Origin of the sequence: Streptosporangium minutum (genome assembly GCF_002149035.1) — a bacterium.
Lineage (GTDB): Bacteria > Actinomycetota > Actinomycetes > Streptosporangiales > Streptosporangiaceae > Streptosporangium > Streptosporangium minutum.
This window is the reverse complement of record NZ_NGFP01000235.1, coordinates 1-14,909: the sequence shown is the minus strand read 5'-3', so window position 1 is coordinate 14,909 and position 14,909 is coordinate 1. Positions and strand designations below refer to the sequence as shown.

The 14,909-nt window shown below is 70.4% G+C and carries 11 protein-coding genes; 7 read left to right on the top strand and 4 right to left on the bottom strand.

Going from position 1 to position 14,909, the window contains the following annotated elements:
* The first annotated feature begins 1,129 nt into the window (after window positions 1-1,129).
* The 6 genes from CA984_RS35035 (at window position 1,130) to CA984_RS35010 (ending at window position 9,991) form a co-directional block, all read left to right on the top strand.
* The gene (locus CA984_RS35035; RefSeq protein WP_242676343.1) at window positions 1,130-3,079 is read left to right on the top strand and encodes a GTPase; all 1,950 of its coding nucleotides are present in this window, start codon (window positions 1,130-1,132) and stop codon (window positions 3,077-3,079) included.
* Between the two features lie 224 nt (window positions 3,080-3,303).
* On the top strand, window positions 3,304-4,947 hold the full coding sequence (locus CA984_RS35030) for a GTP-binding protein (RefSeq protein WP_086577711.1): 1,644 nt from the start codon (window positions 3,304-3,306) through the stop codon (window positions 4,945-4,947).
* A gap of 137 nt (window positions 4,948-5,084) precedes the next feature.
* Window positions 5,085-5,783, top strand: a complete 699-nt coding sequence (locus CA984_RS35025; protein WP_086577710.1) for a single-stranded DNA-binding protein — start codon at window positions 5,085-5,087, stop codon at window positions 5,781-5,783.
* A gap of 457 nt (window positions 5,784-6,240) precedes the next feature.
* Complete coding sequence (locus tag CA984_RS35020; protein WP_086577709.1) at window positions 6,241-7,539, top strand: GGDEF domain-containing protein; 1,299 nt, start codon at window positions 6,241-6,243, stop codon at window positions 7,537-7,539.
* A gap of 26 nt (window positions 7,540-7,565) precedes the next feature.
* Complete coding sequence (gene ettA, locus CA984_RS35015) at window positions 7,566-9,230, top strand: energy-dependent translational throttle protein EttA (RefSeq protein ID WP_012893774.1); 1,665 nt, start codon at window positions 7,566-7,568, stop codon at window positions 9,228-9,230.
* Between the two features lie 368 nt (window positions 9,231-9,598).
* Complete coding sequence (locus CA984_RS35010; RefSeq protein ID WP_242676342.1) at window positions 9,599-9,991, top strand: acyl-CoA thioesterase; 393 nt, start codon at window positions 9,599-9,601, stop codon at window positions 9,989-9,991.
* A gap of 24 nt (window positions 9,992-10,015) precedes the next feature.
* Here the strand turns inward: CA984_RS35010 and CA984_RS35005 are convergent, their stop codons facing one another.
* Window positions 10,016-10,960: a zinc-binding dehydrogenase gene (locus tag CA984_RS35005; RefSeq protein ID WP_242676341.1), complete on the bottom strand. Its 945-nt coding sequence runs from the start codon at window positions 10,958-10,960 to the stop codon at window positions 10,016-10,018.
* A 115-nt stretch (window positions 10,961-11,075) separates the two neighbouring features.
* On the opposite strand from CA984_RS35005, the gene CA984_RS35000 reads away from it, so the two are divergent.
* Complete coding sequence (locus tag CA984_RS35000; protein ID WP_086577708.1) at window positions 11,076-11,660, top strand: TetR/AcrR family transcriptional regulator; 585 nt, start codon at window positions 11,076-11,078, stop codon at window positions 11,658-11,660.
* 274 nt (window positions 11,661-11,934) lie between these two features.
* Here the strand turns inward: CA984_RS35000 and CA984_RS34995 are convergent, their stop codons facing one another.
* From CA984_RS34995 to CA984_RS34985, 3 genes are all read right to left on the bottom strand, one after another.
* Complete coding sequence (locus tag CA984_RS34995; protein ID WP_086577707.1) at window positions 11,935-13,470, bottom strand: glycoside hydrolase family 13 protein; 1,536 nt, start codon at window positions 13,468-13,470, stop codon at window positions 11,935-11,937.
* Window positions 13,471-13,493: 23 nt separating this feature from the next.
* Window positions 13,494-13,892, bottom strand: coding sequence for a globin (locus CA984_RS34990; protein WP_086577706.1), 399 nt, complete (start codon window positions 13,890-13,892; stop codon window positions 13,494-13,496).
* Window positions 13,893-13,912: 20 nt separating this feature from the next.
* The coding region (locus CA984_RS34985) for a mechanosensitive ion channel family protein (protein WP_108724659.1) at window positions 13,913-14,909 on the bottom strand (997 nt) is incomplete at its 5' end.

Here is a 14,909-nt window from a genome sequence, read left to right as displayed (position 1 = left end):
GTCTCGGGGTGGTGAGGCCGTCTCTCCTCGGGCCGGTGATGTGTCCGCTCCGGGTCGTGGTGCGGCCGGTCCTCCGGTGGGTGAGGGCGCGTTCGCTTCTCGTGGGCGGGGTGAGGCCCCTTCGTCACCGGGTCGTGGTGCGGCCGGTCCTTCCCGTGGTGGCGATGGTCTGGCTGCGGGCGGTGTCGGTTCTCATGGGCCGGAGGGGGTGGCTGCTCCCGCGCAGGAGGATGCTTTCGCCGCGTTCCGCGCTGCGGCGGCTGCCGCCGAGGCCACCATCGCGTCCTTGACCGGTGGAGGGTCCGCTCCTTCTCGGGAGGGTGGTGTGGCTGTTCCGTCTTCGGGTGGGGGGTCCGCTTCCTCTCGGGCCGGTGGTGCGGCTGTTCCGTCTCGGGGTGGTGAGGCCGTCTCTCCTCGGGCCGGTGATGTGTCCGCTCCGGGTCGTGGTGCGGCCGGTCCTCCGGTGGGTGAGGGCGCGTTCGCTTCTCGTGGGCGGGGTGAGGCCCCTTCGTCACCGGGTCGTGGTGCGGCCGGTCCTTCCCGTGGTGGCGATGGTCTGGCTGCGGGCGGTGTCGGTTCTCATGGGCCGGAGGGGGTGGCTGCTCCCGCGCAGGAGGATGCTTTCGCCGCGTTCCGCGCTGCGGCGGCTGCCGCCGAGGCCACCATCGCGTCCCTGACCGGCGGAGCGCCCGCTCCGCGCGCGGAACGGGACAGCGTGGACTCACGCGAAGGTGACGCCACAGACTCTCCTCCGGCCGGCGGCCCGACCGCCTCCCAGACGGTCGGCGTCCCGTCTCCGGGTGCCGTCTTCACTGATTCCCACGCGGACGCCGAGGCCCCCCACCTCCGGCAGGACGGCGGACAGGCGTCCGCCGTCACGGACGCCGGAAGCTCCGCCGTCACAGGTGCCGGAAGTTCTACTGCCACGAGTGTCGAAGGCTCCGCGGTCATGGGGGCCGGAAGTTCTGCCGCCACGGGTGTCGAAGGCTCCGCCGTCATGGGTGTCGGAGGCTCCGCCGTCACGGGTGCCGGAAGTTCTGCCGCCCCGCCTCCGGACGACGTCCCCGCCACCTTCCGCGCCGACCGTGACGTCCCTCCTGTTCATGTGGAGGCCGGGGACGGCCGCCCCGTGGCAGGATTCCCCGAAGCCGAAGCCGAAGCCGAAGCCGAAGCCGAAGCCGAAGCCGAAGCCGAAGCGAGCTTGCGCGCGACGCCGTACGGTGCCGTCGTCGCCGATCCCATCGACTACGACGGTCCCGCCGAGCCTGCCGATTCTGTCGATCCCGCCGAGTCTGTCGACTTCGCCGACTCCATCGACTCCGCCGAGTCCGCCGGCAGCGACGAGAGTGACGTTCACGCGGACGAGGAGTCGCAGGGTGACCGGATGCGGGAGGTGGCGCTGCCTGACGCCGTCTCCGAGGCCCTGACCAACGCGCTCACCATCCTCCGCCGCAGCGTCACCGATCTCAGCTTCGGTCTGGACCTCCCCGGCGCCGAGGAGGCCAGGCGGACCCAGAGCGAGATCCTGGCCCAGCTCGACGACTACGTGATCCCGCGGGTCCACATGAGCACCGCGCCGGCGCTCGTCGTGGTCGCGGGCTCCACCGGCGCGGGCAAGTCCACGCTCCTCAACACTCTGGCCAATGCCAAGGTCAGCGCCACCGGAGTGCGCCGCCCCACCACCGGCACGCCGGTTCTCGCCTGTCACCCCGACGACCGCGAGTGGTTCGCCGAGGGCGGCCCGCTCGGCAGCCTGCGGCGGAGGGAGGCACCCGATCCCAAGGCGGCCCCGGGCAGCCTCGTGCTCGTCTCCACCGAACGCCTCCCGCCGGGCGTGGCACTGCTCGACACTCCCGACATCGACTCGGTCGTCGAGGAGCACCACGAGATCGCCCACCGGATGCTCGACACCGCCGACCTGTGGATCTTCGTCACCACCGCCGCCCGCTACGCGGACGCCCCCGCCTGGCGGCTGCTCCGGCTGGCCAAGGAGCGCGGAGCCCGGCTGGCCATCGTGCTCTCCCGGGTGCCGCCCAAGTCCCGCGAGGTGGTCACCAAGCACTTCTTCCGGATGCTCGCCGAGTACGGCCTCGGCGAGGTCGACCGCTTCGTCATCAACGAGAGCAAGGTCACCGACGGCATGCTCGCCGACCACGAGGTCACCGAGCTCCGCCTCTGGCTGACCGAGCTGTCGGTCGACGACCAGCGCCGGGCGCAGGCCGTACAGGCGACCCTGTCCGGAGTGCTGGACAGTTTCCGGACCCGTATCCCGGCCCTGGCCAGGCAGCTGGAGGCCCAGGTGGTCTTCAGGCGCGACCTCCGCGGCGACGTGGACGCCGCCTACGCGGGCGCGATGGCCGAGATCGAGGAGGCGACCAGGAACGGCTCGCTGCTACGCGGTGAGGTGCTCGCCCGGTGGCAGGACTTCGCCGGCTCCGGCGACCTCATGAGGACCCTGCACCTGCGCAAGCCGGGCCGGTTCGCGGGGAAGGCGAGCCATCAGGCCCCCGAGCGGCTCAGCGCGCTGAAGTCCGCGCTCCGGGCCGGGCTGGAGTCCGTCATCGTCTCCGCGGCACAGCGGGCGGCCGAGGAGGCCGTCTCGCGCTGGCTGCACCGTCCCGGTGCCGGTGAGACCCTGGCCGCCACCTCAGGTCTCGGCCACGCCTCCGACGACCTCCTGCGCAGGACCGGCCGGACTGTCGCCGCCTGGCAGGAGCACATCATCGAGCTGATCCGCACCGAGGGCGTGACCAAGCGGGCGGTGGCCAGGCTGGTCTCCTTCGACGTCGAATCCCTGTCGCTGATCTTCGCGGTCGGGCTGCTCGGCGACGGCTCCTCCGAGGCCGAGAGCGCCTTCACCGGTGCGCTGCCGCAACGGCTGGTGCACGCGCTCCTCGGCGCGGAGTCACTGCGCAACATCGGCGTCAAGGCCCGCAGCGACCTGCGTGCCCGGATCGGCATGCTGTTCGACGATGAGATGTCCCGCTACGTCCAGGCTCTCGACGGTGCGGGCATCCCCGACGAATCCGCCGCCACCCGTCTCCACCAGGCCACCTACAACCTTGAGGTCGCCCGATGAGGAACCGGCCAGGAGCGGTCGATGGCGGGAAGCGGACCCGACATGGTGAGCGGAGCGGATCGTGAGGGACGAGTGGCCCGCGGAGTGAACGAGGAGTGGTGAGCGGTCGATGGCGGGAAGCGGACCCGACGTGGTGAGCGGAGTGTTTCCCGAGCGTGCCTCCGGCACGATGGCCCGCGAGGGACGAGCGGTCCACGCAGCGAACGAGGAACGGTAAGCGAGCAATGACCACTGTTGGCACCACCCAGACGCGCCAGGGGCTTGGCAGCCGACTCGCCGCGCTGGCCCGGATCGTGGAACTGGGGCCGGGCAGAGTCGACCCCAAGCTCCTGGCCGAGTCGGGGCAGCTCCTGCTGCGGGCCGGCGACAGGCTCAAGCTCTCCCCCGACCACACCGTGGTCGCGCTCGCCGGGGGCACCGGAAGCGGCAAGTCCACCCTGTTCAACTCGGTCTCCGGACTCGAACTGTCGCCGACCGGGGTCCGCCGGCCGACCACGGCGCGCACCCACGCCTGCGTCTGGGGCCTGGACGGCGCGGGCCCGTTGCTCGACTGGCTGCAGATCCAGTGGCGGCACCGCTTCGCCAGGGCGAGCGCTCTTGACAAGGGCGAGAGCCAGCTCCACGGGCTCATCCTGCTGGACCTGCCCGACCACGACTCCATCCGGGCGCTCACCGACACCGAGGCCGACCGGCTGATCCAGATCGCCGACCTCGTCGTGTGGGTGCTCGACCCGCAGAAGTACGCCGACGCCTCCACGCACCGCCGCTACGTGACCGAGCTGGCCGGGCACGACGCGGTGACGATCTTCGTACTCAACCAGGTCGACCGGCTGGACCCGGAGGAGCTCGCCGAGTGCGTCGCCGACCTGGAGGACCTGCTCCGCCGCGAGGGCGTCGAGAAGCCCGTGATCGTCACCACCTCCGCGATCACCGGCAAGGGGGTGGACGCTCTCCGAGCGGTCCTCGCCGAGACCGTGGCCGGGCGCAGGGCGGCGGTCCAGCGCCTGGAGGCCGACCTCGACCGGCTGACGCTCCGCCTGGCGAAGATCATGCCCGCGGACGGGACCCCGGCCGCCTCCGCCGCCATCGACGACGCCCGCCGGATCGGCCTGACCGATGCGCTCTGCGACGCGGTCGGCGTGCCCGCGGTCGGTGAGGCGATGGAGAACGTGTACGGCGTGCGGTCCATGGAGTGGGTCGGCTGGCCGTACACCCGATGGGCCGCCAAGCTCCGGCCAGACCCGCTGAACAGCCTGCGCCTGGGCGACCTCAGGGACGAGATCCGAGGTCTCACCGGAGGCTCGGTCAGCGCGCAGCCGGCCGAGGTGGACAACGCGGTGCAGGCCCTCGCCGACGGGCTGACCTCCGGTATGCACGAGGCCTGGCGCAACGGGATCAGGGACGCCGCACGCTCCCGCTCGGCCCAGCTGCCCCAGGTGCTCTCCGAGGAGCTGTCGGAGGTCGCGCCGCGCCTGGACAGGGTTCCCGGCTGGTGGCGGCTGCTTCTCATCTGGCAGTATCTGCTGGTCCTGCTGTTCGTGGCGGGGCTCGCCTGGTTCGGTACGGCTCTCGCCTACGGGGTGTTCGGCGCCGGGCAGCTGCCGGCGGGCCTGGCGGTGTTCGGTGAGGCGGCCTCGCTGCCGTGGGTCGGGCTGATGGCGCTCTCGGTTCTGGGACTCGGCCTGCTCACCGCCGTGGCCAGCCGTAACTTCGTCGCACTCGGTGCGGGCAGTGAGCGCGACCGGCTCGAACGGGAGATGCGCCGCAGGGTCGGCGGGGTGGCCGGAAGCATGGTGATCGAGCCGGTGGAGCGCGAACTGGCCAGATACAACGAGTTCTACTCCGCCATGCGGAGCGTGCAGGGCTGAGCCCGCACTGTCCACAGCGGTTCATCACGCGCTTGCGGTAGTCCACAGAGCGCGATTCGGCGGCCCGTGCCACAGGTGGCACGGGCCATCGTGTCTTCCACGCCACGGGCAGTCCGCCCGCTCTCAAGGGAGACACGATGAATGACATCTACATCACGCTGACCGGCAACGTCGCGGCTCCACCGCGCCAGCACACCTTCCCCGACGGCTCGCGGGTCACCTCGCTCAAGGTCGCCTCGACGAGCCGTTACTTCGACCGGGAGAACCAGCAGTGGTGCAACGGCGAGACGACCTACTTCGGCGTCCGCTGTTTCCGCGGGCTCGCCGACAACGTCGCCCAGTCGGTCCGGACGGGCCAGCCGATCGTCGTTCAGGGGCGCCTGCGGATCCGCGAGTTCACCCATGAGGGCCAGCGTCGCTTCATGCCCGAGGTGGAGGCCAACTCGCTCGGGCACGACCTGCGCTGGGGGCTGGGAAGTTTCAGCAAGCCGCAGCGGGGAGGAGCGGCCCCCGCGCTGGGGCGCGAGGAGCGGACCGAGCTCGACCGAGAGACCCATGACTGGGCCATGGGCGACACCGTCCCCGCCGCGGCGGGCGCCTCCGGTGGCCTGAGCCTGGTGAAGACCGAGGCGGGCGGTGGGGAGACGGCCGGAGTGGAGAGCGATCAGGCATGGGAGGGCGCAGCCGGGGGAGCAGCGAACACGGAAGATCACGGCGTGTCCGAAGGAGAGACGGGGGCCGGGCAGGGGAAGATGATCGACAGAGAGACGGACATGGCTGACGGGGAGTCCACGGACGAGACGCCATGGCCTGCGGAAGCGCGCCTGGCGGCCTGAGACGGGCCGCTCGGTGCCCTTCGCCGCCGCCGACGAGGGCCGTCGACGGGGAAGGGCGCCGAGCGGCGGCAGGCTGTGTGTCTCCGACGGGGAGCGATCCGGAGAGGACCGAGAGAGCGATCCGGAGGGGACCGAGAAGAAGGATCCGAAAGAGGACCGAGGGGAAGAGGAGGGGGCATCGGCCGAGCGCGGTCGGTGCCCCGCCAGAGGAGGCGGTCGCGCCGAGAAAACGGCCGATGGTCTTGCCCGTGTCAGATGCCCGAAGCACCTGTTAGGTCCAGGTCACGCCCCGCAGCATGGCTGCTCCTTTCCCACACGGTCCGCTCGCGGAGTGAGCGATTCCCAGTTGTGGATCACCTGATGGGAGACCCACTCTGCCAAAGGTAGCGGTTACTGTCGCGCACCGCACACTCCGCAACTATCGTGTTACACATCGTTAGTCGGAGAAGGGGGCGACATGGCGGCACCCATTCACACCTCGGTCAAACCGCGCGGCGGCGTGACGGCCATAGCCAATCGGTGGCCCTTGCTTGGGCAGCGTCGTGCGCTGGTCGTCTACCTTTGCGGGATCGTGGTGCTGGATCTGGTCGCGATCGGCTTTTTCGCCGTATCCAGTGATCTCCGCTGGCCTGACCTGATCACCTTCGCCGCGTTGATGGCATGCGGCGCGGTCTGCATCGAGGCGACGCGCAGGCTCGGCATGCCCGCCGGCGTCTCCCGTGACCTGCTCTCCGCCTGGTGGTTGCCCGCCGCGCTGCTGCTGCCCCCCGTCTACGCGCTTCTCGCCCCCATTCCGCTCCAGATCCTCCTGCAGAAAAGGGTGCGCGAGACCGTCGTCTACCGGAGGGTCTTCAGCTCGGCCGCGATCGGCCTGGCCGGATGCGCGGCCTCGGTGCTGTTCCACACCGTCGTCGGAGACCTGAGCGCCCTGACGGCGGGCGCCGGCAGGCCGATCCTCGTCGCCGTGGGCTGTGCCGTCCTGTTCACCGTGGTCAACACCGCGCTGATCGCCGTCGCCGCGCACACCTCCGCCCCCGACAGCCGCTGGAGGGAGGTGCTGTGGAACCGGGAGAGCCTGCTGCTCGACGTGGTCGAGCTCTGTCTCGGAGTCATCGTGGCCATCACCTGCGGCCTGAACCTGGCGCTGCTGGTGCTGGCCCTGCCGCCGGTGGTCCTGCTCCAGCGCAGCCTGCTCCACGCCCAGCTCCAGGCGGCGGCCCGGACCGACCCCAAGACCGGCCTGCTCAACGCCGCGGCCTGGCAGCGCGAGGCGGACACCGAGATCGTCAGGGCGCGCCGCACCGGTGAGACGCTTGCCCTGCTGATCGTCGACATCGACCATTTCAAGCGGGTCAACGACACCTACGGCCACCTGATCGGCGACCAGGTCCTGGTCGGGGTGGCCGCCACCATCCGCAGCCAGCTCCGTGACTACGACGTGGTGGGCAGGTTCGGGGGTGAGGAGTTCGTCGTCCTGCTGCCCCGGGCCGACGTGACCGAGGCCCGCAGGGTCGCCGAGCGGCTGCGCTCCCGCATCGGGCGGATGGCGGTCCCGGCGGACGACAACATGATCACCGTGACCATCTCGGTGGGCGTCGCGGTCATGAGCATGCACGGCGATGATCTCATCGAGCTGCTCGCCGCTGCGGACCTGGCCCTTTACCGTGCCAAGGAGCTCGGCCGCGACCGGATCTGCCTGCCCGCCACCGTGGTGCCCCCGGCCCGCAGGCCCGGTTCCGAGGCCGCCCCTAGCTAAGCCTGACAGGCCCTAAGCTAGAAGGCATGCCGGAGTACATCTACACACTGCAGCGCGTGCGCAAGGCGCACGGCGACAAGGTCGTCCTCGACGACGTGACGCTGTCGTTCCTGCCAGGCGCGAAGATCGGCGTCCTGGGTCCCAACGGCACCGGAAAGTCGACGCTGCTGAAGATGATGGCGGGTCTGGAGCAGCCGTCCAACGGCGACGCCCGGCTCATGCCCGGCTTCACCGTCGGCATGCTTCAGCAGGAGCCTCCCCTCAACGAATCCAAGACCGTGCTCGGCAACGTCGAAGAGGGCGTCGCCGAGACCAAGGCCATGCTCGATCGCTTCAATGAGATCGCCGAGCTGATGGCAACCGACTACAGCGACGACCTGCTCAACGAGATGGGCAAGCTGCAGGACGCGCTGGACCACCGTAACGGCTGGGATCTCGACAGCCAGCTGGAGCAGGCGATGGACGCCCTCCGCTGCCCGCCGCCGGACGCGGACGTCACCCAGCTCTCCGGTGGAGAGCGCCGCCGGGTCGCGCTCTGCAAGCTGCTGCTGGAGCAGCCCGACCTGCTGCTGCTCGACGAGCCCACCAACCACCTGGACGCCGAGAGTGTCCAGTGGCTGGAGTCCCACCTGGAGAAGTATCCCGGTACCGTCCTGGCCGTCACCCACGACCGTTACTTCCTGGACAACGTGGCCGGCTGGATCCTGGAGCTCGACCGCGGCCGTTGCCACGCCTATGAGGGCAACTACTCCACCTACCTGGAGGCCAAGGCGGCGCGGCTCAAGCTTGAGGGCCAGAAGGACGCCAAGCGCAAGAAGCGCCTGGAGGAGGAGCTGGAGTGGGTCCGCTCCAACGCCCGCGCCCGCCAGACCAAGAGCCGGGCACGTCTCCAGCGCTACGAGGAGATGGCCGCCGAGGCCGACAAGCACCGCAAGCTGGACTTCGAGGAGATCCAGATCCCGCCGGGCCCGCGACTGGGCACCACGGTCATCCGGGCGGAGAAGCTCACCAAGGGCTTCGAGGACCGCGTCCTCATGGACAGCCTCTCCTTCGACCTGCCGCGTAACGGCATCGTCGGCATCATCGGCCCGAACGGCGTCGGCAAGACGACGCTGTTCCGGATGATCACCGGCAGCGAGACGCCGGACGACGGCGAGATCGTGGTCGGCGACACCGTCAAGATCTCCTACGCCGACCAGAGCCGTGGCGGCATCGACCCGACCAAGAACGTCTGGGAGGTCGTCTCCGACGGGCTCGACTACATCAAGGTCGGCCAGGTCGAGGTGCCGTCCCGCGCCTACATCGCGGCGTTCGGGTTCAAGGGCCCGGACCAGCAGAAGAAGTCGGGCATCCTGTCCGGCGGCGAGCGCAACCGGCTCAACCTGGCCCTGACCCTCAAGCAGGGCGGCAACGTGCTGCTGCTCGACGAGCCCACCAACGACCTCGACACCGAGACGCTCTCCAGCCTGGAGAACGCGCTGCTGGAGTTCCCGGGCTGCGCGGTCATCACCTCGCACGACCGGTGGTTCCTCGACCGCATCGCCACCCACATCCTCGCGTGGGAGGAAGGCTCGAACTGGTTCTGGTTCGAGGGCAACTTCGCCGACTACGAGAAGAACAAGATCGAGCGCCTGGGTGCCGACGCGGCCCGTCCGCACCGGGTCACCTACCGCAAGCTCACCCGCGACTGACGCGGGCCGTCAGCGGCCTGCGGTGCCCGCCGTGTACGGCGGGCACCGCAGGCTCGCGGTAGCAGTCGACCGGGACGCCGGCCGATGCGTAGACCGGGGCGCCGGCCTGCTCGCCGCCCGACGGGTGGTGAGGACGGGCGCCTGCGTAGACAGGGCGTGCCCGAGCCCGCTCGGGTGCGGAGCGATGAAAGCGGGCGTGGAGCGATGAGAAAAGGAAGCCGTCGAGGCGTCGCGTGAGTGGCATGGATGAGGATCCCCGCTTTCGGGCTGGAGAGCGGGCCAACGCTTCAGGTGTGGCCGGGCAGCGGGTGTCCGAGGGTGTGGCCGGGCAGCGGGTGACAGACGATGTGAGCCGTGCCCACCGGCATGTGTTTTCCCGGGCCGTCAGGTTCGGCGACGTCGACTCGCTGGGCCATGTCAACAATGTCCGGTTCTTCGACTACCTCGAAGACGCGCGCCTGGAGATGTTCCACATCGACCTCCACCGGGAGGGCGGGACGCCCTTCCGGGGTCTCGTCGTCGCCCGGCACGAGATCGACTACAGGCGTCCTCTCACCTTCCGCCCCGACCCGGTCCGGGTGGAGTCGTGGGTGACGGAGATCCGTCCGGTGCGGTTCACCCTCGACTACGAGATCCGCGACGGCGAGGAGGTCTTCGTACGGGCCCGCTCGGTGATGGTCGCCTACGACGTGGAGCGGGCCGGCCCCCGGCGGTTGAACCCGTACGAACTCAGCTACCTGCGCAGGTTCACCGCCGGGTAGCGGCCGCCGGCGGTTCCTCGCGGGTCAGCCGTTTTCCGCGGGGCGCTCGCCCCGCAGGGGACTGACATCCAGCACGGCCTTGCCGGGGATCCGCCGGTCGAGGAGCTCCTGGGCGGCGTCGGCGATGCGCTCCCAGGGGCCACGCCAGCCGACCTCGGGACGGAGCCTGCCGTCGGCGACGTACCTCAGCAGAGTGGACAGGTCCTCGCCGAACCGGGTGGCGTCGCCGAAGCTGTTGATCGACTTGGACGCGCCGAGCGAGAAGAGCGAGTACGGGGCGAACACGGCCGGCTCATCGGAGGCCCAGCCGATGTTCTGGATGTTCCCTCCAGGAGCCAGCAGAGCCCACGCGGCGACCAACTGGCTCCCGCCGACGTTGTCCAGGATCAGGTCCACCGGCCGGTCCACGCCCTCCAGACCGATGACCACCTCGTGGGCGCCGAGCTCGGCCAGTCCTTTTCCGCGTGCCGCCGAGCCGACCGACGCGATGACATGCGCGCCACCCAGCGCCGCGAGCTGGACGGCGAACCGGCCGACGCCGCCGGCGGCACCGGTGATCAGAACGCGCCTGCCCAGGATCGGGGCGGCCCGCAGCGCGCGCAGCGCGGTGACTCCGGCCATCGGCAGGGCCGCCGCGTCGGCCAGGTCGACCTCGGCCGGGACCTCCGCGACGGAGTCGGCGTCGACGGCCATGCGCTGCGCCCAGGCTCCCGCCCCGAAGGCCACGACGCGCGTCCCGACGGCCGGTCCGCTGCCGTCCGCGGCGGCCTGCGACACGATGCCGGAGGCGTCGTAGCCGTGCACGGTTCCCGGCGCCGGCCGGGGGGCGGCCGTGATCTCACCGCGGTTGAGAGATATGTGACGCACATCGATCACCGCCTGGTGCGGGCGCGGAACCGGTCCGTCGACGTCTCCGAGCCGCAGCGCCGCGGGAGCGGCCGTGTCGACGACGAGTGCGTGAATGCTCATTGGGCCTCCTCATGAGGTGATGGGCGCCTGCCCTGCCACCTTTAGCGGACTGACGGTCCGCTAAGAAGGGGTTGTATCATATCGGACTGATGGTCCGCTAATTGGAGGACGACGGATGGCCGAGCAACGGCATGAGCGCGCCAACGCGGTGCGGAACCGGCGAGCGGTCCTTCAGGCAGCGGAGCGGCTGCTCGAGGAGGGCGGGGACGAGCACGTGTCCCTCGACCGGGTGGCGGCCCTCGCCGGTGTCGGCAAGGGCACCGTCTTCCGTCGTTTCGGCAGCCGCGCCGGCCTCATGCAGGCGCTGCTGGAGGAACGGTCACTCGCCCTGCGTGAGGCCGTCGCCGAGGGGCCCCCGCCGCTGGGCCCGGGGGCACCCCCCGGAGAGCGCCTGCTGGCCTTCCTCGACGGGCTGGGGGGCATCGCCGAGCACAACGCCGCCCTCCTGACGGCTCATGAGCAGGCATGCGCCGACGACAAGCAGGCCGATCCGAGTTACATGTTCTGGCACCGCCACATCTACGATCTCCTGGCCGAGGCGCGCCCCGATCTCGACACGGAGTTCCTCGCCCACGCGCTGCTCTCGGTGTTCGACGGCAACCTGGTCAGGGGCATGACACGCGCCGACGATCCACGGCGCTTCACCGCGTCCGTGCAGGACATGGCCGTCGCCCTGCTGACCTCGGCACCTCGCACCTGATCCTCGTCGGCCATCCCGGCGCGGAGCCGTACGGCACGGCCCCGCGTTTCCCGGCACGTCCGGGCGGATCACCGGCGGATGTCGCGAGTCCCCTTCGCTGAACGCGGCGGGTCGCCGCCCACCTGGACGTACGGCGGGCCGCCGCACACCTGTGGACGTACGCGGGCCGCCGCCCACCTGGACGTACGGCGAGCCGTCGCCCACCGGCCAGCGCCCCTGCAGGGTGGCCGTGTCCGCGGGCGGCGGCTCGCCGTACGGGCCGGGGGCGGCGCCCCTACGGGGTGTGCAGCCAGGCGGCGGTGTCCGGGGGGAGGAGGTAGCCGTCCACGGGGGCGCTGCCGATCAGGACCCGTTCGTGCGGCGGGAGCTGCACCGAATCGGAGCCGCAGTTGATGACGCAGGTCAGCGGGCCACGGCTGAAGAAGAGCGCACCCTCGGGAGAGTCCAGCCAGGTGATCCCGTCGGTGAGCGAGCCGCGCAGCTCGCGGCGGGCGCGCAGGGCCTCCTGGTAGAAGCTCAGGGTCGAGCCCGGGTCGCTCGCCTGGTGTTCGGCGTTCAGCGCGGCCCACTCGACCGGCTGGGGCAGCCAGGGACGGGCGCCGTCGGGCGAGAAGCCGTACGGCTCGGCGACGCCGGACCACGGGATGGGCACCCGGCAGCCGTCACGGCCGGCCAGCTTCCCCTGGGAGCGGGCGAAGATGGGATCCTGCCGCGACTCCGGGGGAAGGTCCGTCACCTCGGGGAGACCGAGCTCCTCCCCCTGGTACAGGTATGCCGATCCCGGCAGGGCGAGCATGGCCAGCAGAGCCGCCCGCGCGCGGGCGAGGCCCGTGGTGGAGTTGGTCAGGCCTCCGCCGTACCGGGTGACGTGGCGGACCACGTCGTGGTTGGAGAGCACCCAGGTGGGGGCGGTCACGGCGGCCAGGGTGTCATCGATGACCTTCTGGAACGCCGTCGCCGACCAGGGCGCCTCCAGCCAGGCGAAGTTGAAGCTCTGGTGCAGCTCGTCGGGGCGGACGTAGAGGGCGAGATCCTCGGCGGAGTCGGTCCACACCTCGCCGATGGCCATCCGCTCGCCCGGGTAGGAGTCGAGCACCTTGCGCCATTCGCGGTAGACCTCGTGCACCTCGGGCCGCCCCCAGATGGGTGACTCGGCCTTGAACGCCTGGTCCTCGGGAGGGGTGTCGGGCAGACCCTCGGCCTTGTAGAGGCCCATCGCCACGTCGATCCTGAACCCGTCCACGCCCCGGTCCAGCCAGAATCTCAGCACGTCGAGGAACTCCGACCGCACCTCGGGGTTGCGCCAGTTGAAGTCAGGCTGTTCGGAGGCGAACAGGTGCAGGTACCACTGCCCGTCGGATGTCCTGGACCAGGCCGGGCCGCTGAAGGTGGACTGCCAGTTGTTGGGCGGCAGTTCCCCGCCGTCGCGGAAGAGGTAGCGGTCACGCCCCTCGCCCTGCAACGCCGCCTTGAACCACTCATGCTCGGAGGAGCTGTGGTTGGGCACGATGTCCACGATCACCCGCAGCCCGTGGCCGTGGGCGTCGGCGACGAGCGCGTCGAAGTCGGCCAAGGTGCCGAACAGCGGGTCGACGTCGCGGTAGTCGGCCACGTCGTAGCCGCCGTCGGCCATGGGGGAGCGGTAGAAAGGGGTCAGCCAGATCGCGTCCACGCCCAGCTCGGCGAGGTAGGGAAGACGCTGCCGGATGCCGGCCAGGTCGCCGACGCCGTCTCCTGAGGCGTCGGCGAAGCTGCGAACATAGATCTCATAGACGACGGCATCACGCCACCAGGGGGTTTCCATGTGCATGGATTGCCCCCGCCCGGCGGGGTTTATGCGTCAGGGGCGTTGACCATGCTCTGCGCCGCGTAGACGAGATAGTCCCACAGGCGCTTCTCCAGCTCCTCGGGGAGCTCCAGCGAGACCACCGCGTCATGCATGTGCTTGAGCCAGGCGTCGCGTTCGGCCGGGCCGATGACGAAGGGGTTGTGGCGCATCCGCAGCCGCGGGTGCCCCCGCTGCGCGCTGTAGGTGTTGGGGCCGCCCCAGTATTGGATCAGGAAGAGGCTCAACCGGTCTTCGGCCCCGGTGAGGTCGTCCTCGGGATAGAGCGGTAGCAGCAGCGGGTCTTTCACGACGCCCTGGTAGAAGCGGTGGACCAGAAGTCGGAAGGTCTCCTCGCCGCCGACGGCGTCGTAGAAGGTCTGGGGTTCCTCGGGGATAGCGGACACGACTCCAAGCCTAAGTGACGTCAGCCGGCGATCGGGATGGAGGCCCGATCAAGGGCGGACTTGATCCGGATGCGGAGCTCGCGGGCGACCTCGGCCTGCCGGGAGGGGATCGTCTTGGCGCTGATCCGGAAGACGATGGCGGTGTCGGAGATCTGCTCGATCCCCCAGACCTGGGGCTCCTCCACCATGACGCTGTCGCGGTAGGTGGAGTCGTTCCACATGTCCTCGACCACGTCCTTGAGCAGGGCGCGGACCGCGGGGATGTCGGAGGCGTAGGACACCGGGACGTCCACGGTGGCGCGGGACCAGCCCTGGGACTCGTTGCCGACGCGGGTGATGGTGCCGTTGCGGACGTACCAGACCCGGCCGTCGATGTCGCGCAGGCGGGTGATGCGCAGGGTGACCGCCTCGACGGTGCCGACCGCGGCACCCACGTCGATCACGTCGCCCACGCCGTACTGGTCCTCCAGGAGCATGAACATGCCGGCGATGAAGTCCTTGACCAGCTCCTGGGCGCCGAAGCCGACGGCCACGCCGACGATGCCGACGCTGGTCAGCAGGGGAGCGATGGGGACGGAGAGGCGCTCCAGGACGGTCAGGGCCGCGGTGCCGAGGATGACGATCGAGGCGACGGGCCGCAGCACCGAGCCGATGGTCTCCGCGCGCTGCCTGCGCCGCTCGGCGGCGACCGCGTCGAGCCCCTCCAGTGCCACCGACTGCTTTCCGCGAAGGCGCCCGGCGATCGAGCTGCCGTTGGAGGAGGAGGCGCGCTTGACCACCCGCGTGATCAGCCGGTTGGCCACGTTGCGCAGGAGCAGTGCGATGACCAGGATGAGCATGATCGCGATCGTGCTCGCGATCACGGGAGCCCAGGTGGGAGGCAGGACGGATTGCATGAGGCTGCAGATTACCCCGCCGCCGTTCTCGCAGCCGTTGGTTAGGCCCGCGCCCATCTTGATGAGTTCGTCGACCACCGGTCCGCCGGTGGTCTCGGGGGTGGGGGCGGGGGGGCGGGGG